General features: G+C 71.2%; 17 protein-coding genes. 12 read left to right on the forward strand and 5 right to left on the reverse strand.

Annotated features, from left to right (window positions below; translation table 11 throughout):
- Positions 1–133 precede the first annotated feature (133 nt).
- The 3 genes from OG562_RS00320 to OG562_RS00330 form a co-directional block, all read right to left on the reverse strand.
- Positions 134–1465, reverse strand: coding sequence for a VWA-like domain-containing protein (locus OG562_RS00320; protein ID WP_266391960.1), 1332 nt, complete (start codon positions 1463–1465; stop codon positions 134–136).
- A complete protein-coding gene (locus OG562_RS00325) occupies positions 1462–2736 on the reverse strand; it encodes an AAA family ATPase (RefSeq protein WP_266391963.1) in 1275 nt (424 codons plus the stop codon). The genes OG562_RS00320 and OG562_RS00325 overlap by 4 nt, the downstream gene beginning before the upstream one ends.
- A 63-nt stretch (positions 2737–2799) precedes the next feature.
- Complete coding sequence (locus OG562_RS00330; RefSeq protein ID WP_266391965.1) at positions 2800–4338, reverse strand: hypothetical protein; 1539 nt, start codon at positions 4336–4338, stop codon at positions 2800–2802.
- Positions 4339–4675: 337 nt separating this feature from the next.
- On the opposite strand from OG562_RS00330, the gene OG562_RS00335 reads away from it, so the two are divergent.
- A complete protein-coding gene (locus tag OG562_RS00335; protein ID WP_266391968.1) occupies positions 4676–5398 on the forward strand; it encodes a response regulator transcription factor in 723 nt (240 codons plus the stop codon).
- Positions 5399–5425: 27 nt separating this feature from the next.
- Here OG562_RS00335 and OG562_RS00340 read toward each other — a convergent pair whose 3' ends face one another.
- Positions 5426–6457 (reverse strand): LacI family DNA-binding transcriptional regulator, encoded by a 1032-nt coding sequence (locus OG562_RS00340; RefSeq protein ID WP_266391971.1) that lies wholly within the window; start codon positions 6455–6457, stop codon positions 5426–5428.
- A gap of 216 nt (positions 6458–6673) precedes the next feature.
- Here OG562_RS00340 and OG562_RS00345 point away from each other — a divergent pair, with 216 nt between their 5' ends.
- From OG562_RS00345 to OG562_RS00395, 11 genes are all read left to right on the forward strand, one after another.
- On the forward strand, positions 6674–7693 hold the full coding sequence (locus OG562_RS00345; protein ID WP_266391974.1) for a sugar ABC transporter substrate-binding protein: 1020 nt from the start codon (positions 6674–6676) through the stop codon (positions 7691–7693).
- Complete coding sequence (locus OG562_RS00350) at positions 7693–8769, forward strand: ABC transporter permease (RefSeq protein ID WP_266391977.1); 1077 nt, start codon at positions 7693–7695, stop codon at positions 8767–8769. The genes OG562_RS00345 and OG562_RS00350 overlap by 1 nt, the downstream gene beginning before the upstream one ends.
- Before the next feature lie 5 nt (positions 8770–8774).
- Positions 8775–9659, forward strand: a complete 885-nt coding sequence (locus OG562_RS00355) for an ATP-binding cassette domain-containing protein (protein ID WP_266391980.1) — start codon at positions 8775–8777, stop codon at positions 9657–9659.
- A gap of 26 nt (positions 9660–9685) precedes the next feature.
- Positions 9686–10543 (forward strand): sugar phosphate isomerase/epimerase, encoded by an 858-nt coding sequence (locus OG562_RS00360; RefSeq protein WP_266391983.1) that lies wholly within the window; start codon positions 9686–9688, stop codon positions 10541–10543.
- Between the two features lie 117 nt (positions 10544–10660).
- A complete protein-coding gene (gene iolC / locus OG562_RS00365) occupies positions 10661–11629 on the forward strand; it encodes a 5-dehydro-2-deoxygluconokinase (RefSeq protein WP_266391985.1) in 969 nt (322 codons plus the stop codon).
- Complete coding sequence (locus tag OG562_RS00370; RefSeq protein WP_266391986.1) at positions 11626–12507, forward strand: aldolase; 882 nt, start codon at positions 11626–11628, stop codon at positions 12505–12507. The genes iolC and OG562_RS00370 overlap by 4 nt, the downstream gene beginning before the upstream one ends.
- Entirely contained in the window at positions 12504–14390 is a 1887-nt protein-coding gene (gene iolD, locus OG562_RS00375) for a 3D-(3,5/4)-trihydroxycyclohexane-1,2-dione acylhydrolase (decyclizing) (protein WP_266391988.1), read from the forward strand. The genes OG562_RS00370 and iolD overlap by 4 nt, the downstream gene beginning before the upstream one ends.
- 12 nt (positions 14391–14402) lie before the next feature.
- Positions 14403–15902 carry a CoA-acylating methylmalonate-semialdehyde dehydrogenase gene (locus OG562_RS00380; protein ID WP_266391989.1) on the forward strand — a complete coding sequence of 500 codons (1500 nt, stop codon included), beginning with the start codon at positions 14403–14405 and terminating at the stop codon, positions 15900–15902.
- Positions 15903–15936: 34 nt separating this feature from the next.
- Positions 15937–17133 (forward strand): Gfo/Idh/MocA family protein, encoded by a 1197-nt coding sequence (locus OG562_RS00385; protein ID WP_266391992.1) that lies wholly within the window; start codon positions 15937–15939, stop codon positions 17131–17133.
- Positions 17134–17162: 29 nt separating this feature from the next.
- A complete protein-coding gene (locus OG562_RS00390; RefSeq protein WP_266391993.1) occupies positions 17163–18161 on the forward strand; it encodes a sugar phosphate isomerase/epimerase in 999 nt (332 codons plus the stop codon).
- 175 nt (positions 18162–18336) lie between these two features.
- Positions 18337–18831: a lamin tail domain-containing protein gene (locus OG562_RS00395; RefSeq protein WP_266391996.1), complete on the forward strand. Its 495-nt coding sequence runs from the start codon at positions 18337–18339 to the stop codon at positions 18829–18831.
- A 20-nt stretch (positions 18832–18851) separates the two neighbouring features.
- Here OG562_RS00395 and OG562_RS00400 read toward each other — a convergent pair whose 3' ends face one another.
- Complete coding sequence (locus OG562_RS00400; RefSeq protein ID WP_266391999.1) at positions 18852–19688, reverse strand: class II glutamine amidotransferase; 837 nt, start codon at positions 19686–19688, stop codon at positions 18852–18854.

A 19688-nucleotide genomic window follows, 5' to 3' on the forward strand; every position in this document is an offset into this window, starting at 1 on the left:
CCCAGCGAATCGTTTTCCCGCTACGCCGATGGGGTGATTCCCCGTTCACCGGGCGGGTCGGGGTCGGGCTGGGCGGGCTGGGCGGGCTGGGCGGGCTGGGCGGGCTGGGCGGGCTGGGCGGGCTGGGCGCGGCCTAGCCGATGTCGACGACTCGCGCCCAGGCGGGCGGTGTGTCCGGCACGTAGTCCGGGTCGTCCTCGTGCCAGGACCGGGTCGAGGAGTTCCGGGGGAAGAGGCCGACCACCGTACGGCAGGGAGGCCGGGTGTCCGGCCAGGGCGTCTGACCGTCGGTCAGGACGACGACCACGTCGGGGCGGGGCTGGGTGCGCAGGGCGCGGGCGAAGCCGGTGCGCAGGTCCGTGCCCCCGCCGCCGATCAGCGGGATTCCCTCGGCCCGGCACAGCGGATGGGCGATCCGGGCCGACGCGTCGCACGGCACCACGGTGACCAGGTCGCGGCGTCCGCCCACCGCGCGGGAGATCGCGGCGACCTCGAGAAGCGCGCTGCCGAGTTCGGCGTCGCTGACCGAACCGGAGGTGTCGACGACCACGCAGACCCGGGGCGGTCTGCGGCGCAGGCTCGGCAGGACGGCGCCGGGCACCCCCGCCGAGCGCCGCGACGGCCGGCCGTAGGTGTAGTCCTCGCCCGCGCCGGGACCGGACGCCGCCGAGCGGACGGCCGCTCCCAGCAACTCCCGCCACGGCTGCGGCGGATGGAACGCCTCCTCCGCCCACCGCCGCCACCCCTTGGGGGTGTCCCCCGGACGGGCGGTGATGCCCTGCGCCACCCGGAACCGGACCGCGTCCCGTTCCTGCTCGCTGAGGCCGTGCGCGCCGTCCGGTCCCAGCTCCCACGCACGTTCCAGCCCGTCGGCGCCGCTGCCGCAGTCCAGCCAGGCCAGGTCCTGCGTATGCGGTCCGAGCCGGAACTGCCGCAGGTAGTCCTCCATGAGCTGCCCCTCGGGCAGGCTCAACGTCGCCGGTACGACAGCGCCTTCGGGCGGGACCAGCCCGTCGCCGAACGCGTCGTCGTTGATCTCGCAGTCCGCGGCGATGTTCATCCGCAGCCGCTCCCCCGCGCCGGTCAGCCCCTGCTCGCGTGCGAAGCGGTCACTGCGCCCGTGGTGGTCGCGCAGCAGATGCGACACCTCGTGCACCCATACGCCGGCGAGTTCCTCCACCGGCGTCCGGTCCACGAACGCCGGTGAGACGTAAGCCCGCCAGTGCCGGTCGACGGCCATCGTCGGCACCCGCCGCGACGCGACGGCGTGCAGGGCGAACAGCGCCGTCGCCAGGTAGGGCCGGGCCCGTGCGGCGTACAGCCGGGCGGCGAAGAGCTTGTCGCGGTCCAGGCCCAGGTCCAGGTCCGGGAGCTGGGGCGCGTCCGGTGCAACTTGCCCGTCCAGTCCGTCCAGTCCGTCCGGTCCATCCGGTGTCACCTGCGCGTCCGGTGCGTACGGCGTCATCGGCGGGCCCCCGCGGCGGAGTCGACCCGGGCCGCCGTGCGTTCCGCCGCCTGGTCCGCCCGGCGGGACAGCGAGACCGCTCCGGCGAGCTTCTCGATGGACGGCGGAACGTCCCAGTCCTCGCGGCGCAGGGTGGCGAGGGTGGTGGCGGGGACGACCACCAGGTCCGGGGCTCCGGTCTCCACCGCCCGGACCAGGAGCGCCCACGCCGCGTCCCAGCGGGACCTCTCCGGGCGTTCCCGGACCGCCGCCACCACACCGTCGAGCACGGCCTGCCGCAGATCCCCCCGTTCGGGCAGGACGGCTTCCGCCGGGTCGGCGAGCAGCGTCTCGGGGTCCGGAAGGTCCATCCGGTCCAGGCTCGCCAGCAACTCCAGCCCCGGACCGTCCCCCACGGTGCCCCTGACCAGCAGGGACAGTACGTCCCGGGAGGAGTCTGCCGCGGTCGCGAAGGCGATCAGACACAGGGTCATCTCCCAGCTGCGGGGCGACGGCCAGGGGCCGCCCCGGCGGGTCTCGCCGCTGGGCAGCCGGTGCACGAGCGTGGGGCGGGCGGCCAGCAGCCCGCACACCGCCCGGCGGGCGAAGTCGACGGCCTGCGGCAGCTTCCCCGGGTCGAGCCGCGGCAGGGTCGCCCGGGGCCAGGTCCCGCCGAGGCCGCGTACGACGACCTCGTGGTCGTGGGTCCACTGGAGGTGGACGAACCGGTTGGCCAGCGGCGGGCTCAGCTCCCAGCCGTCGGCCGCCGAGGAACGCGGGTTGGCGGCGGCCACGATCCGCACCCCGGGCGGCAGTCGGAGGGAGCCGATCCGTCGTTCCAGCACGAGACGGAGCAGGGCGGCCTGCACGGCCGGGGGCGCGGTGGACAGTTCGTCCAGGAAGAGCAGGCCCCGGCCGGCCCGCACCAGGCGTACCGCCCAGTCCGGCGGGGCCATGGGGACGCCCTGCTGTGCGGGGTCGTCTCCGACGATGGGCAGGCCGGAGAAGTCGGACGGCTCGTGCACGCTGGCGATCACGGTGGTGAGGGGGAGGTCCAGGGCCGCGGCGAGCTGGGTCAGGGCCGCGGTCTTGCCGATCCCCGGCTCGCCCCACAGGAGGACGGGCAGGTCGGCGGCCACGGCCAGGGTGAGGGCCTCGAGCTGGGTGTCGGGGCGCGGTTCGGTGGTGGCGTCCCGCAGCAGGGTCAACAGTGCGCCGGCTACATCGAGTTGGGCGGCGGGGGGCGGGTCGGAGAGGGTGCGGGCAGTGTCGTACGGGGCGCGTGTGGGCATGGGTGATCACCTTTGGGGTCGTGGTACGAGAAGGAGTGGGCGCAGGGGAGGAAGGACCCCGGGTCAGCGCCAGGTCATGCGGCGTGAGTGCGGGCGCAGGCGCCGGTCGCGGGGGTGGGGACGTGGCGGGATGCGGTCGGGGCCGGGGCCGATCAGCCCGGACCGGTACAACCCGTAGGCGATCCGCCGTAGGGCGGCGGTCTCCAGTTCGTCCCGCAGCGCTCCGTCGCGCAGCAGTGCGTCAGGGCCCAGCAGGCTCTCGACGACGGCCAGCGCGCCGGCGGTGTCGCCGTGGTCCAGGCGTTCGCGGACGCCGGTGAGGCAGTCGGGACGCCGGTGCGCCGCGTCGACGGCCTGCAGACAGGGCAGCGGAGTGCCGGTCAGCGCGGCCAGCAGCTCCTCTCTTCGGATCTCGGCCGGATCGTGGTCCAGCGGGGCCAGGACCCCGTCGACCAGGCCGATCCGGTGCTCGGCTCCCCTGCACTGCACGAGGTACGGTCGCCCCACCCGGTCCCCACGGTCCGCCCGGTCCGGACCCCGGGAGGGGTCGGCCGGTGAGCGCTCCGGCGCCAGCGCCGAGGCGACCAGCGGGTGCAGCCGATCGACGTCGATCGCGCCCGTACGGATCAGCTCCAGGTCGGGCAGCGTCCAGGTCGCCGCGTCGGGCAGGACGGGCAGCGCGGGATCGCCGCCCTCCTGCGCGCGCACCGCGACGATCCGCAGCGCGGGCGGCCCGAAGCCGACCTGGAAGCCGAGCGCGGCGCCGGCCCTGTCTCCTTCCCCGCACGCACCCACACCCGCACCTCTGCCCATGCCTCCGCCCGGATCAGGGTCCGCCTCAGGGTCCGGGCGCAGGTCCAGGAGCAGCCGACGCCGACCGCCGAGGCGTACGACGACGGTCCGGTCGGTTCGGCCCTCGGCGTGGAGCAGAAGCGCCGCCTCGGCTGCCCATCGGTCGACGGCGCAGCCGAGTCCCTGCGGGATCGCCCCCGGCAGCTCGGGGTCGAGGTCCGGGAAGAGCGGACAGGCAGTGGACTGCCGATCGGCCCCGGACCGGATCCGCAGTTCATCGGCTCTGCGGGCGTCCCACAGGTGGCGGTGCAGGTCGAGGCGGAACCGTCGGCCGGGGCGGGGATGGGGGTGGCGGCGGGCGCCGGCCTCGACAGAGGAGCCGTCCCACACTCCGAGGCTGATCCGTTGACCGGCGTCGGCCCATGCCGGCGGCGTACGGACCACGAGGTGCACCGGGCCCGCGCCGTCGCGATCGGCGGCGTCACACCCGTCGTATCGCGCCAGCGGCAGGGTCAGCCCCGGTCGCAGCAGTCCGTCGGGGGCGATCCTGGGCATGTGCCAGCGCAGCAGGTCAGGGGCGAGCCGGCGGAGGTCGGACCGGAGCCGGGCGGCCAGCTCCCGGCCATGGGTGCGCGCCAGGGTGCGCAGGTTGAGATCCACGTCGACGCCCGCGGCGGCGCACGCCCCGGCCCAGTCCCCGGCGTGGCGGCGGGCGGTCGCGGTGTCGATCATGGAGGGCGGCACGGCGAACTCGCGCACGCGCAGCCACAAGGAAAGGCGGGAATCCCCGTTCGCGGTCGAAGTGAGCATCAGCGCTCACCTTGCGCGGTAGGGACCCCCGATCTATGAACAGAGTGAGTGATCATCGCGGCAGATCGTAACGCTCCCCGCCTCCATGCGCCACGGACTTTTTCGAGGATCCGGAGATGAGGATCCGGCCGTCGGGATCCGCCCGTCGGGATCCGCCCGTCGGGATCCGGGTACGGGGATCCGGGTATGACGCAAGCCACAAGGGAACGGTTCCGTTTCGATGGGAGGAGAGTTAATCTGAGAGGCAAGCGAACGAAACCGTTTCGTTTAGATCCGCTCGGGCCGCCACGGCCGCGCCTCACCCCCCTCCCCCGCACCAGCATGGAGAACGACAGGCATGGTCTCCGTACTCATCGTCAACGACCAGTCCCTGCAACGCCTCGGCCTGCGCATGCTCCTCGCGGGCGAGCCCGACCTGACCGTCGTCGGCGCGGCGGCCGGCGGAGCCGAGGCGGTCCGTATGAGCGCCGCGCTGCGTCCCGACGTCGTCCTGTTGGACGGCCGCCTCTCCGACCCGGAGGGCATGGAGACCATCCGGCGCATCGCGCAGCGCGCCCGCCTCTCTCCCGTCCCCGCGCCCGTGCCCGCCCTCGCGAACACCTCCGCCGGGACCGGGGAAGCCCCTCCGCGGGTGCTGGTCCTGACCTCCGCCGGTCATGAGGAGTACGCGTCCGCCGCCCTGCGCGCGGGCGCCGGCGGGTTCCTCCTCAAGGACGCCACCCCCGACGAACTGACCGCGGCGATCCGCGTCGTGGCCGCCGGGGACGCGGTCATCACCCCCGGTCTGACCCACGCCCTCATCGACGCCGTCCGCCAGCAGCGCACCCCCCGCCCCCTCTCGCGGGTCGTCGCGCTCGACGCGCTCACCGAACGTGAGCGGGACGTCCTCGTCGCGGTCGCCTCCGGCTGGTCCAACGCCGAGATCGCCGCCCGGCTCTGCATCGCCCCGACGACCGTGAAGTCCCACGTCAGCCACATCCTCGCCAAGATCGGCGCCCGCGCCCGGGTCCAGGCGGTGGCCTTCGCCTACGAGTCCGGCCTGGTACGGCCGGCGGCCTGACGCACGCACACTCCACACACCCCCGCGTCAGGCGGGCTCCGCCGTGGTGCCGCGCACGACGAGGCGCGGGCTGAGGACGACCTCGCGCGACTCGGTACGGCCCTGGTCGAGGCGTTCGACGGCCGCGGTCACCGCGTATCGGGCCTGCTCCTGGGCGCTCTGGCTGACGGTGGTCAGGTTGAAGCAGCTCATGCGGGAGAAGGAGTCGTCGTCGTAGCCGACCACGGACACCCCGCCCGGGACGGCGACGCCCGCACGGGAGAGCGCGGCCAGGACGCCGATGGCCGACTGGTCGTTGAACGCGACGACGGCGGTGGGCAGTCGGCCCCCGTCGAGGAGCTGGTGGACGGCGCGTTCGCCGGCCGCCTCCGTGTGATCGCCGCGCAGGACCCTGATGTGCGCGTCCAGGCCGTGCCGGCGCATGGCCGAGCGGTAGCCGCGACGCCGGTCGGTGGCGATGACCCCCTTGCCGCCGTCGACGTGGACGATGTCACGATGCCCGAGGCCCACCAGATGGTCGACGATCTGGCCCACTCCCTCGTCGTCCGCGGTGCGGACGACGTCCAGGTCGGCCTCGGCGATCCGGCGGCCCACGGCGATGACGGGTGACTTGCGGTCGAGGGCGGCGAGCACGTCGGCGGGGGCGGTGGGGCCGAGGAGTATCAGCGCCTCGCTGCGGAAGGCCAGCAGCGTCTCCACCGCGGTGTGCTCGTCGCGGGTGCGGGTCTGGGTGCTCAGGACCAGGTCGTAGCCGACGTCCTCGGCGGCCGTGTGCAGATGCTCGACGAGCTCGGCGTGGAACGGACTGTGGATGTCGACCATGACGCCGAGCAGCCGGGTGCGCCTGCTGGCCAGGAGGCTCGCGGTGCGGTCCACCTGGTAGCCGAGGTCGGCCGCCGCCTTCAGCACCCGCTGCCGGGTCCGCTCGCTGGGTCCGGGCACACCGCGCAGCACCAGGGACACCGACGCGGTCGACACGCCCACCCGTGCGGCCACGTCCTCCAGCCGGGGGCGCTTGCTCGTGCCGTTCCGTTCACGTGCGGAACCGACTTCTTCCACCTGCGCCTCCCCGTCGAAATCTTCTTGCGCAACACCCTTGACACGCTGACGAAACAACGCCGATAGTACCAGGAATTAAAGCGCTTTAAATTGTCCTGACGTTCCGACGAAGTCGACTCCGGAGTCCCGGCCTCGTGGTTCAGCAGTTCATGCTTCCAATCCCCTCACAGCTCATGTTCCTCTCCCCTCCCAGTTGCACAGCGAGGTGCACGCACCATGAACCGCACATCCCTGCCCCGCTCCCGCAGACTCGTTCCCGCGGCGGCCGTGGCCGCCGCGGCCGCCCTGACCCTCGCGGGCTGCTCCAGCAGCTCTGGCGGCAAGAAGTCCGCCGAGGAGGCCGACAACGCCTCCGCGGGCAAGGCAAGCACCCCTCGCATGACGATCGCGCTGGTCACCCACGCACCGTCCGGCGACACGTTCTGGGACACCATCCGCAAGGGCGCCGAGGCGGCCGCCGCCAAGGACAACGTCAAGCTGATCTACTCCAACGACGAGACGGCCGGCGACCAGGCCAACCTGGTGCAGAACGCGATCGACCAGAAGGTCGACGGCATCGCCGTCACCCTCGCCAAGCCCGACGCCCTGAAGGACGTGGTCGCCAAGGCGGAGCAGGCCGGCATCCCGGTCGTCGGCCTCAACGCGGGCCTGGGCGTCTGGAAGGAGCAGGGCCTGCTGTCGTTCTTCGGTCAGGACGAGGCCGTCTCCGGCCAGGCTCTCGGCACCAAGCTCAACGGCACCGGCGCCAAGCACACGCTGTGCGTGATCCAGGCGCAGGGCGACGTCAACCTCGAAGAGCGCTGCGCCGGCGTGAAGAAGACCTTCGGCGGCAAGACGGACATCCTCTACGTCAACGGCACCGACATGCCGTCGGTGAAGTCGACGATCACCGCGAAGCTGAAGCAGGACAGCTCCATCGACGAGGTCGTCACGCTCGGCGCGCCCGTCGCGCTGACCGCGGTGCAGGCGGTCTCCGAGTCGAGCAGCAAGGCGAAGGTCGCGACCTTCGACCTGAACAAGGACCTCGTCTCCGCCATCCAGAAGGGCTCGATCCAGTTCGCCGTGGACCAGCAGCCCTACCTCCAGGGCTACCTGGCCGTCGACTCCCTCTGGCTCTACAAGACCAACGGCAACTTCAGCGGCGGCGGTGAGCAGCCGGTGCTGACCGGGCCCGCCTTCGTCGACAAGTCCAACGTCGAGGCGGTCGCCACGTTCGCCGCGAAGGGCACCAGGTGATGAGTGTGACTCAGCAGGCTGCGCCGGCGGTGACCACACCGCCGGCCTCCGGCCCGAAGGAGACCGACGGCCGGACCACCCAGCGTTCCCTGGCGCTGCGGCTGTTGGCCCGTCCCGAGGTGGGCGTCTTCCTCGGCGCCGTCGCGGTGTACGTGTTCTTCCTCGTCTCCGCGCCGCCGGTGCGGGACGGCAGCTCGATGGCCAACATCCTGTACCAGTCGTCGACCATCGGGATCATGGCGCTGCCCGTGGCGCTGCTGATGATCGGCGGCGAGTTCGACCTGTCGGCCGGCGTCTCGGTGATCACGTCGGCGCTCACCGCGAGCATGCTCTGCTACCAGCTCAGCATGAACGTCTGGGCCGGTGTGGTCGTCGCGCTCCTGGTGTCGTTGGGCGTCGGTTTCCTCAACGGCTGGATGCTGGTGAAGACCGGGCTGCCGAGCTTCCTGGTCACCCTGGGCACCTTCCTGATCCTCCAGGGCGTCAACCTCGCGGTGACCAAGCTGGTCACCGGCAATGTCGCCACCGACGACATCAGCGACATGGACGGCTTCGGGCAGGCCCGGAAGCTCTTCGCCTCGTCGTTCCAGATCGGCGACGTGCAGGTGAAGATCACCGTGGTGTGGTGGCTGGTCTTCGCCGCCATCGCCACCTGGGTGCTGCTGCGCACGAAGTACGGCAACTGGATCTTCGCGGTCGGCGGCAACAAGGAGTCGGCGCGGGCCGTCGGCGTGCCGGTGACGTTCACGAAGATCTCCCTGTTCATGCTGGTCGGCTTCGGCGCCTGGTTCGTCGGGATGCACCAGCTGTTCACGTTCAACACCGTGCAGTCGGGCGAGGGCGTCGGCCAGGAGCTGATCTACATCGCGGCCGCGGTGATCGGCGGCTGTCTGCTGACCGGTGGTCACGGCTCCGCGATCGGACCGGTCTTCGGCGCGTTCATGTTCGGCATGGTCCAGCAGGGCATCGTCTACGCCGGCTGGAACCCCGACTGGTTCAAGGCCTTCCTCGGCGTGATGCTCCTCGGCGCCACTCTCATCAATCTGTGGGTCAGCCGCGCGGCGACCCGGAGGTGACCCCCATGACAACCGCCAACGAAACCAAGCCCGACGAGGCCGCACGCAAGGCGGCCGCACCTCAAGGCGACGAACCCGTAGTCGAGTTGAAGAACACGGGCAAGTCCTACGGCAACATCCGTGCCCTGCACGGCGTCGACCTCGAGGTCCACCCCGGCAAGGTCACCTGCGTCCTGGGCGACAACGGCGCCGGCAAGTCCACCCTCATCAAGATCGTCTCCGGACTCCACCAGCACACCGAGGGCGAGTTCCTCGTCGACGGCGAACCCGTCCGCCTGACCACCCCCCGTCAGGCCCTCGACAAGGGCATCGCCACCGTCTACCAGGACCTGGCGACCGTCCCCCTGATGCCGGTGTGGCGGAACTTCTTCCTCGGCTCCGAGATGACCAAGGGCCCCTGGCCCCTGCGCCGTCTCGACATCGAGAAGATGAAGAAGACCGCCGACCAGGAACTGCGCAACATGGGCATCGTCCTCGACGACCTCGAACAGCCCATCGGCACCCTCTCCGGCGGCCAGCGCCAGTGCGTGGCCATCGCCCGCGCCGTCTACTTCGGCGCCCGCGTCCTCATCCTCGACGAGCCCACCGCCGCCCTCGGCGTCAAGCAGTCCGGCGTGGTCCTGAAGTACATCGCCGCCGCCCGCGACCGCGGCCTCGGCGTCATCTTCATCACCCACAACCCCCACCACGCCTACATGGTCGGCGACCACTTCAGCGTCCTGCGCCTGGGAACCCTCGAACTCACCGCCTCCCGCGACCAGGTCAGCCTCGAAGAGCTCACCAACCACATGGCCGGCGGAGCCGAACTCGCCGCCCTCAAGCACGAACTGGCACAGGTACGGGGCGTCGACGTCGAAGAGCTCCCCGACTCCGCCGCCGTCCCCTCCTGACCGACACATCCGGAAGGCAACCCGCCGTGAAGATCGCCCTCGACCCGTACATGATCCGCAATGTGCCGTTGCTCGAACTGCCCGCAGTGGTAGCCGAGTTGGGCTACGAGTGGATCGAGCTGTCTCCTCGGGAGGACTTCATCCCGTTCTTCCGGCACCCCCGCGTGGACGACGCCACCGTGCGTAGGTTCCGCAAGGCGCTGGACACGGCGGGTGTCGGCATCTCCTCGCTGCTGCCGCTGTTCCGCTGGTCGGGTCCGGACGAGGACGCCCGGCAGGCGGCCGTACGGTACTGGAAGCGTTCGATCCAGATCGCCGCGGACCTCGGTGTGGACAGCATGATCTCGGAGTTCAACGGGCGACCCGAGGACGCCGACCGCAGCGAGGCGCAGTTCTGGAAGTCGCTGGAAGAGCTGCTGCCGGTGTTCGAGCGGGAGGGCGTCCGGCTCGCCCTGGAGCCGCATCCGGACGACTTCATCGAGAACGGCTACGACGCGGTCAACCTGATCCGGGGCATCAACAACCCCAACGTCAGCTTCCTGTACTGCGCCCCGCACACGTTCCACATCGGCAACGACGCCCCGGGCATCATCAAGTACGCCGGTGACCTGCTGACGCACGTGCACCTGGCCGACGTCTTCGACCACAACGCGTCCTCCGGGAACCGCTACATCCTCAACCCGCCCGGCACCACGGCACGTGTCCACCAGCACCTCGACATGGGCGAGGGCGAGGTCGACTTCGACGAGCTGTTCCGCGAGCTGAAGGCGAACGGTTTCGACGGCACCCTCACCGCGTGTGTCTTCGCCTGGGAGGAACGGGCCAAGGAGTCCTCGGTGTTCATGCGCGAGAAGATCACCGAGTACCTGTCCGCGGGGCAGTAGCCCCCCCCCTGTACCGGCCTGCGAGCTGGGGTGTCGGCCGGGCTTCTCTTAAAGCGCTTTAACAGTCACCACCGAACAGTCCCACCGAACAGTCACCACCGAGAGGAAACCAGCGAGATGCCGTTCGAAGTACTGACCATGGGTCGCGTGGGGGTGGACGTCTATCCACTCCAGACAGGCGTGGGACTTGCGGAGGTCACTTCGTTCGGCAAGTACCTCGGCGGCAGCCCGACCAACGTCGCCGTGGCCGCCGCCCGGTACGGCCGCTCGGCCGCCGTGATCACGAAGACGGGCCGGGACCCGTTCGGCGAGTACGTCCGCACGGCCCTGACCGGCTACGGCGTCGACAACCGCTATGTGGGGACGTCGGACATCGCGCCGACGCCGGTGACGTTCTGCGAGATCTTCCCGCCGGACGACTTCCCGCTGTACTTCTACCGGCTGCCGAAGGCTCCCGACCTGGACATCGAGCCCGGCGAACTGGACCTGGACGCGGTGCGCGACGCCCGGATCTTCTGGGTGACCGGCACCGGGCTGAGCGAGGAGCCGAGCCGCTCGGCCACCCTCGCCGCCCTCGCCCACCGGGCGAAGACCGGGCCGACGGTGTTCGACCTGGACTGGCGGCCGATGTTCTGGACGAACCCGGCCGACGCGCGGCCGTACTACACCGAGGCGCTGCGCCACACCACCGTGGCGGTGGGCAATCTCGACGAGTGCGAGGTCGCCACCGGCGAGCGCGAGCCGCTCGCCGCGGCGAAGGCGCTGCTGGCCGCCGGCGTGGAACTGGCCGTGGTCAAGCAGGGCCCGAAGGGTGTGCTGGCCATGGGCCGGGACGGCGTCGCCGTCGAGGTCCCGCCGGTCCCGGTGGACGTGGTCAACGGCCTCGGCGCCGGCGACGCGTTCGGCGGCGCCCTCTGCCACGGGCTGCTGTCCGGCTGGGACACCGGCCGCACGGTCGCCTTCGCCAACGCCGCGGGCGCGATCGTCGCGGGCCGGCTGGCCTGCTCCGACGCGATGCCCACCGAGGCCGAGGTGGCGCAGAAGCTCCGCGCGGCGGCCCCCACCCTCATCGAGCGAAAGGCATGACCGACGTGCTCTCCGACCATGTGACCCGGATCGTGGCCGCCCGGGTCAACGATCCCGGCGCCGTAGCGGCCGCGGCCGCCCGCCGGGTGCAGGCCTCCTCGCTGCTCGGCGAGCACGGCAAGGCGATGATCGTCGCGGCGGACCATCCGGCGCGCGGCGCCAACGGCGTAGGCGGCGACCCCACCGCCATGGCCGACCGCTTCGCCCTGCTGGACCGCCTCTGCCTCGCCCTGGAGCGGCCCGGCGTGACGGGTGTGCTGGCCACCGCCGACATCCTGGAGGACCTGCTGCTGCTCGGGGTCCTGGACGGCAAGAGCGTCTTCGGCTCCATGAACCGCGCCGGGCTGGCGGGTTCCGTCTTCGAGATCGACGACCGCTTCACCGGCTACGACGCCGAGACGATCGCCGCGATGGGCTTCGACGGCGGCAAGATGCTCACCCGCATCGCCCTCGACGACCCGGCGACGCCGTCCGTGCTGGAGAACACCGCCCGCGCGGTCGACGCCCTCAACGACCGTCGCCTCATCGCCATGGTCGAGCCGTTCCTGTCCTCCTGGGTCGACGGGAGGATCCGCAACGACCTCTCCCCCGACGCCGTCGCCAAGTCGATCACCATCGCCTCGGGGCTCGGCCGCCGCACCGCCTACACCTGGCTGAAGCTGCCGGTCGTCGCCGACATGGAGCGCGTCCTCGCCTCCTCGACGCTGCCCGCGCTGCTGCTCGGCGGCGAGGTCACCGACCCCCAGGCCGCCTTCTCGTCCTGGGGCAAGGCCCTCAAGTGCCCCACCGCACAGGGCCTGGTGGTCGGCCGTTCGCTCCTCTACCCCTCGGACGGCGACGTCGCCGGCGCGGTGGACCGGGCGGTGAGCCTGCTGTGACGACCACGATCCGACTCACCACGGCTCAGGCCCTCGTGCGCTTCCTGGCGAACCAGTACAGCGAGCGCGACGGCCAGGAGCAGCGGCTGATCCCTGGTGTCTGGGGGATCTTCGGGCACGGCAACGTGGCCGGGATCGGGCAGGCGCTGCTTCAGGCGGCGACCACCGGCGAGGCCGATCTGCCGTACTACTTGGCGCGTAACGAGCAGGGCATGGTGCATGCGTCGGTGGCGTACGCGAAGATGCGCGACCGGCTGGCGGCCTTCGCCTGCACGGCGTCCACCGGTCCCGGTTCGACGAACATGATCACGGGTGCGGCGCTGGCGACGACCAACCGACTGCCGGTGCTGTTGCTGCCGTCCGACATGTTCGCGACCCGGGCCGCCGATCCGGTGCTTCAGCAGCTGGAGGACGGCCGGGGCGGGGACGTCACGGTCAACGACGCCTTCCGGGCGGTGTCGAAGTACTTCGACCGCGTCTCGCGTCCCGAGCAGCTGGTCCCGGCCGCGCTGGCGGCGATGCGGGTGCTGACCGATCCGGTGGAGACCGGTGCGGTCACGCTCGCGCTGCCGCAGGACGTGCAGGCGGAGGCGTACGACTGGCCGGCGGCGTTCTTCCGGCGGCGGGTGTGGCACGTGGGCCGGCCGATGCCGGAGCCGGCCGCGGTCGAGCGGGCCGCCCGGCTGCTGCGGGGCGCGCGCAGGCCGCTGATCGTGGTGGGCGGCGGGGCCGTCTACTCCGGTGCGGAGACCGTGCTGCGGGCGTTCGCCGAAGGCACCGGGATCCCGGTCGCCGACACGCACGCAGGCAAGGGCGCGGTGCCCTGGGACCACCCGTACGCGGTCGGGGGCCTCGGCTCGACCGGCTCGTACGCGGCCAACGAGCTGGCCCGCGAGGCCGACGTCGTGCTCGGCGTCGGCACCCGGTACTCGGACTTCACCACCGCCAGCCACACCGTGTTCGGCGACCCGGACGTCGCCTTCGTCAACCTCAACGTGGCCCGCCTGGACGCGGTGAAGCACTCGGCGGAGCCGCTGGTCGCCGACGCCCGCCTCGGTATCCAGGCCCTCGCCGGCGCACTCAGCGACTGGGAGGTGGACCAGGAGTACCGGGACAGGACACGCCGACTCATCGCCCGTACAAGGGAGATCGAGGAGACCTGCTTCGCACCGGAGCGGAACACCGGCGAACTCCCCGCCCAGACGCAGATCCTGGGCGCGCTCAACGAGGTGCTGGGCGACCGCGACGTGGTCATCAACGCGGCGGGCTCCATGCCCGGCGACCTGCAGCAGCTGTGGCGGGCCCGGGATCCGAAGGCCTACCACGTCGAGTACGCGTACTCCTGCATGGGGTACGAGGTCGCCGCCGGCGTCGGCGCGAAGATGGCCGATCCGTCGCGGGAGGTCGTCGTACTCGTCGGCGACGGCTCGTATCTGATGATGGCCCAGGAGATCGTGACCATGGTCTCCGAGGGTCTGAAGGTCATCGTCGTCCTGGTCCAGAACCACGGCTTCGCCTCCATCGGGGCGCTGTCGGAGGCGCTCGGCTCGCAGCGGTTCGGCACCAAGTACCGCTTCCGCGACGGCGATTCGGGCCAGCTCGACGGCGACGTACTCCCCGTCGACCTGGCCGCCAACGCTTCCTCGCTCGGTGCGGACGTCCTGCACGCCACCTCCGTCGACGAGTTCCGTACCGCGATGGAGAAGGCGAAGGCCTCCCACCGCACGACGGTCGTGCACGTCGAGACCGACCTGTACGGGCCCAACCCGCCCGGGCACGGCTGGTGGGACGTGCCCGTCGCCCAGACGTCCGCCCTGGACTCCACCCGCGCCGCGTACGAGACGTACGCCTCCCACAAGCTCGACCAGCGCCACTACCTGTAAGGACACCCTCACGTGAAGACCATCCAGCACTGGATCAACGGGTTGCCGGTCACCGGTGGGAACCCCAGCACCGCGCCGGTGTTCAACCCGGCCACCGGCCAGGAGCAGGCGCGGGTCGTGCTCGGCGGCGGTGCCGATGTCGACGCTGCCGTCGCGGCTGCCGCTGCCGCCTTCGAGACCTGGTCGGAGTCGTCGCTCGCGCAGCGCACCCAAGTGATGTTCGCCTTCCGGCAGCTGCTCGTGGAGCACGAGGAAGAGCTGGGTCGGATCATCTCGGCCGAGCACGGCAAGACGGTCGACGACGCGCGCGGCGAGATCACGCGCGGCCGGGAGGTCGTGGAGTTCGCGTGCGGACTCGGCGACGTGCTCAAGGGCTCGTTCTCGGACCAGGTGTCGCGCGGTGTCGACGTGCACGACTTCCGGCAGCCGCTCGGTGTCGTCGCGGGCATCACGCCCTTCAACTTCCCGGCCATGGTGCCGCTGTGGATGCACCCCATGGCCATCGCCACCGGCAACACCTTCGTCCTCAAGCCCAGCGAGCGCGACCCGTCAGCCGCGAACTTCGTCGCCGAGCTGTACAAGAAGGCGGGCCTTCCGGACGGCGTCTTCAACGTCGTGCACGGCGGCAAGGACGCGGTCGACGCGATCCTCACCCACCCCGGCATCGAGGCGGTCTCCTTCGTCGGCTCCACCCCGATCGCCAAGTACGTGCACGAGCAGGCCACTTCGCACGGCAAGCGGGTCCAGGCCCTCGGCGGCGCGAAGAACCACGCCGTCGTCCTGCCCGACGCCGACATCGAGTTCGCCGCCAACCACATCACGGCGGGCGCCTACGGTTCGGCCGGCGAGCGCTGCATGGCCGTGTCGGTGGCCGTCGCGGTCGGTGACGCGGCTGCCGACGCGCTGGTCGAGGCCCTGGAGCGCAAGGCCCGCGAGGTCAAGGTCGGTCCCGGTGACGTGCCGGGCGTCGAGATGGGGCCGCTCGTCACCAAGGCGTCGCAGGAGCGTGTCGAGAACGCCGTCGGCGTCGCCGCCACGCAGGGCGCCACGGTCGTCGTGGACGGACGCGGGCTGAAGATCGACGGTCACGAGGAGGGCTTCTTCACCGGACCGTCCCTGCTCGACCGGGTCACCGCCGAGATGGACGCGTACAAGGAAGAGCTGTTCGGGCCGGTGCTGGCCGTCGTCCGGGTCGACTCGCTCGACGAGGCGATCGACCTCATCAACGCCAACCCGTACGGGAACGGGACCGCCCTGTTCACCGGCAGCGGTGAGGCGGCGCGCCGTTTCCAGCGCCGGATCAAGGTCGGCATGATCGGCATCAACGTCCCCGTGCCGGTGCCGATGTCGTACTACTCCTTCGGCGGCTGGAAGGACTCCCTCATCGGCGACTCCCCCGTTCACGGCCCCGAGGGCGTCCGCTTCTACACCCGCCCCAAGGTCGTCACCACCCGCTGGCCGCAGCCCGCCCAGCAGGTGAACGCCGGCTTCAACTTCCCCACCTCCAACTGAGATTCCCCACCGGGACTTTTCGAAAGGCACCACCATGACCACCTCGGGCAAGCCGCTCTCCGTCGCGGTGATCGGAGCCGGCATGGCCGGCCGCAGCCACGCCGCCGGCTACCGCAACGCAGGCACGGTCTTCGGCGCCGGCCTGCCGCCCGTCCGGCTGGCCGCGATAGCCGACGCCAACGTCGCACTCGGCGAGGACGCCGCCCGCCGCTACGGCTTCGAGAAGGCGCTCCCGAGCTGGGAGGCCGTCGTCGAGGACCCCACGATCGACGCCGTCAGCATCGTCGTAGGCAATGCTCTGCACCGGCCCATCGCGGAGGCGCTGGTCGCCGCGGGCAAGCACGTGCTGTGCGAGAAGCCGCTCGCCGGATCGCTCGAAGACGCCCGCGCCATGGCCGAACTGGAGCGCACGGCCGAGGTCGTGACCGCCGTCGGCTACACCTTCCGCCGCTCCCCCGGCATCGCCGGCATCCGCGACCACGTCCAGCGCGGCGAGCTGGGCGACCTCACCCTCTTCAGCGGCCGCTACTGGTGCGACTACGCCACCGACCCGAACGGGCCGCTGAGCTGGCGGTTCAAGGGCGGCGCCGGCTCCGGCGCGCTCGGGGACGTCGGCTCGCACGTCATCGACGCCGCCGAGTACGTCGCCGGTCCCATCGTCTCCGTCTCCGGCGCCTTCCTCTCGACGCAGATCCCCAAGCGGCCCCTGCCGCTCGGCGCGGTCGTCGGACACAACGCCGCTCCCGTCTCCGACGAGTTCGGCGAGGTCGAGAACGAGGACACCGCCTCCTTCACCGCCCGCTTCGAGTCCGGGCTCGTGGGCACCTTCTCCGTGACGCGCACCGGCTTCGGCCTGCCCAACGGACTCGCCTTCGACGTCCTGGGCGTCGGCGGGCGAGCCGCGTTCGACCAGCACCGCCCCGCCGAGTACCTCTTCGACGACGCCCAGCCCGACGCCCGGACCCAAGGCGCCCGGCAGGTCATCGTCGGACCGCAGCTGCCCTACTTCGCCGGCGGCGTCCCGATGGAGGCGGCGGGCGTGGGCGCCAGCAACGCCGACAACTTCACCTACCAGGCCCGCGCCTTCCTCGACCAGGTCGCGGGCGTCGCCCAGCCGCTGCCGGCCTGCGCCACGTTCGCCGACGCCCTGCGGACCATGGAGATCATCCAGGCAGTCGTCGCCTCCTCCCGCGACGGCGGCGCGTCCGTCGCCGTCCCGCCCGCCGCCTGACACCCCCCACACCCCGAAGGAGCACTCGCATGGCCCTCAAGCTCGGCGCCTACACCGCCTGTCTGCACGACCGCCCCCTCACCGAGGCCCTCGACGTCCTCAAGGACAACGGCCTGACCTCCGTCGAGGTCAACACCGGCGGCTTCATCCCCTCCCCGCACTGCCCGGTCGACCTCCTGCTGTCCTCGGCCGCCGCCCGCGAGGAATACCTGGCCGCCTTCGCCGAGCGCGGGATGGAGCTCACCGGCCTCAACTGCAACGGCAACCCCCTCAACCCGCTCCCCGGCGTCGGCCCCAAGCACGCCGACGACCTGCGCCGCACCATCCGCCTCGCGGGCCTGCTCGGCGTGAAGCACGTGGTCACCATGTCCGGCACCCCCGGCTCCGACCCCGACGCCAAGTACCCCTCCTGGGTCGTCAACCCCTGGGACGGCGTCTACATGGACGTCCTGGACTACCAATGGGCCGTGGCCGTCGACTTCTGGAAGGAGATCGACGCCCTCGCCCGCGACAACGACGTCCGGGTCGCCATCGAGATGCACCCCCACAACCTCGTCTTCTCCCCCGTCACCCTCAAGCGCCTCGTCGACGAGACCGGCGCGACCCACGTCGGCGCGGAGATGGACCCCTCCCATCTGATGTGGCAGGGCATGGACATCGTCGCCTCCATCAAATGGCTGGGCCCGCTGGTGTTCCACGCCGCCGCCAAGGACGCCACGCTCTGCCCCGGCGCCGACATCCGCGGCGTGCTGGACACCTCCTTCACCCGCGTCCCCGCCGACGCACCCGGCAAAGTCCCCACCGGCTACGGATTCTGGTGCAACTCCTGGCCGGAGAACCCGGCGTGGAAGTTCGTCGCCGTCGGCGCCGGCCACGACGTGGCCTACTGGACCGAGTTCCTGCGCGCCCTCGCCGAGATCGACCCCGACATGGCCGTCAACATCGAACACGAAGACGCCGCCTACTCCCAGACCGAAGGCCTCGCCCTGGCCGCCAAGAACCTCCACAGCGCCGCATCCGCGCTCTGACCACCCCCCTACGTGGCCCCGTCCCCGCTGTCCCGGGGGCGGGGCCACCCCCTATACCACTACTCTCCACCTCTCATCAGCATCTTTCATGGAATGCACACCAATAGCGCACTGATTACTCACCCGTTCGGTAGGCTCCAGGCGCTTCATTCGCACCATCGAGGGGGGATTCCTCATGCGTATACGTCATGCGCTGGCCGTGGTCGCCGCGGCGGGCTTCACCGCGACGCTCGCCGCCGCTCCGGCCCACGCCACCGAGTACACGTCCGCGCTGAAGATCAAGGGCGTCCAGTACGACGCGCCCGGCAGCGACTCCAACCGTTGCTCCGGCGGCAACACCAAGGACGAGTACCTGACGATCAAGAACTACTCCCGCACGACGACCGTCAACCTCAGGGGTTACGTCGTGAAGGACGCCGCCGGCAACAAGTTCACCTTCGCCGCCGACCACCGGCTCGAGCCCGGCGACTCGGTGAAGCTGCGGGGCGGCCGGGGCGCCGACTCCGACGCCGGCAACGTCGCCTACCGCCAGAACTGCAACTTCCTCTGGAACAACGACAAGGACACCATCTACCTGGTCAAGCCCTCGGGCGCCCGCGCCGACGTGCACTCCTACACGAAGCGCGCCGACGACGCCGACGGCAACGGGTACATCACGTACCACGGCTGAGAGCCGCCGTACCGCGGGGACTACGCCGCCGCGGGTGTGAAGGTGAGCAGGTCGTCGTTCGCGCCGGGCTGGACCACGCCCCAGCTGCTCTCGGGGACCTCGTTCCAGGCCCCCGGGAGGTCGCCCGGGGGCTCCGAGACGATCAGACGGGTGTCGTCGGAGACCTCGCTCAGGAACGCCACTTCGGGGTGCAGGGCCCGGAGTGTGTCCACCCGGGTGCTGTAGTAGAGCGAGCGTGAGGCGCCCTGGCTGGAGTAGCGGAAGGCCCACAGCCGTCGGCCGTCGGTCACGGCGACCGTCATCTGCAACGGGAACTCCACCCCGTGCCGGTGACCGGTCCGCTCCACCAGGCCCGCCATCCGCGCCACCGCGCCCGGCGGATCCTCTTCCAGGCCGAAGGTGAGGGCCAGGAAGAACATCATCTCGGAGTCCGTGGAGCCCTCGATGTCGAGGAACAGCTCCGGGTCGACGGCCAGGGCGAGGTCGCGGCGGATCTCGTGGAAGTCGGTGATCGCCCCGTTGTGCATCCACATCCAGCGGCCGTGACGGAACGGGTGACAGTTGGTCTGCTGCACCGCCGTGCCGGTCGAGGCCCGGATGTGGGCGAAGAACATCGAGGAGCGGACATGGCCGGCGAGCTCCTGCAGGTTGCGGTTGCTCCACGCCGGGGTGGTGTCCCGCATCACCCCGGGGTTGTCGACGTCCGGCGCGTACCAGCCGACGCCGAACCCGTCGCCGTTCGTCGTCTCGACGCCCAGCTTGGAGTGCAGACTCTGGTCGATCAGCGAGTGCGCCGGTTTGTAGAGGATGTTCTCGAGCAGGATGGGCGTTCCCGAGTAGGCGAGCCATCGGCACAT

This window comes from Streptomyces sp. NBC_01275 (assembly GCF_026340655.1).
Taxonomy (GTDB): Bacteria; Actinomycetota; Actinomycetes; order Streptomycetales; family Streptomycetaceae; genus Streptomyces.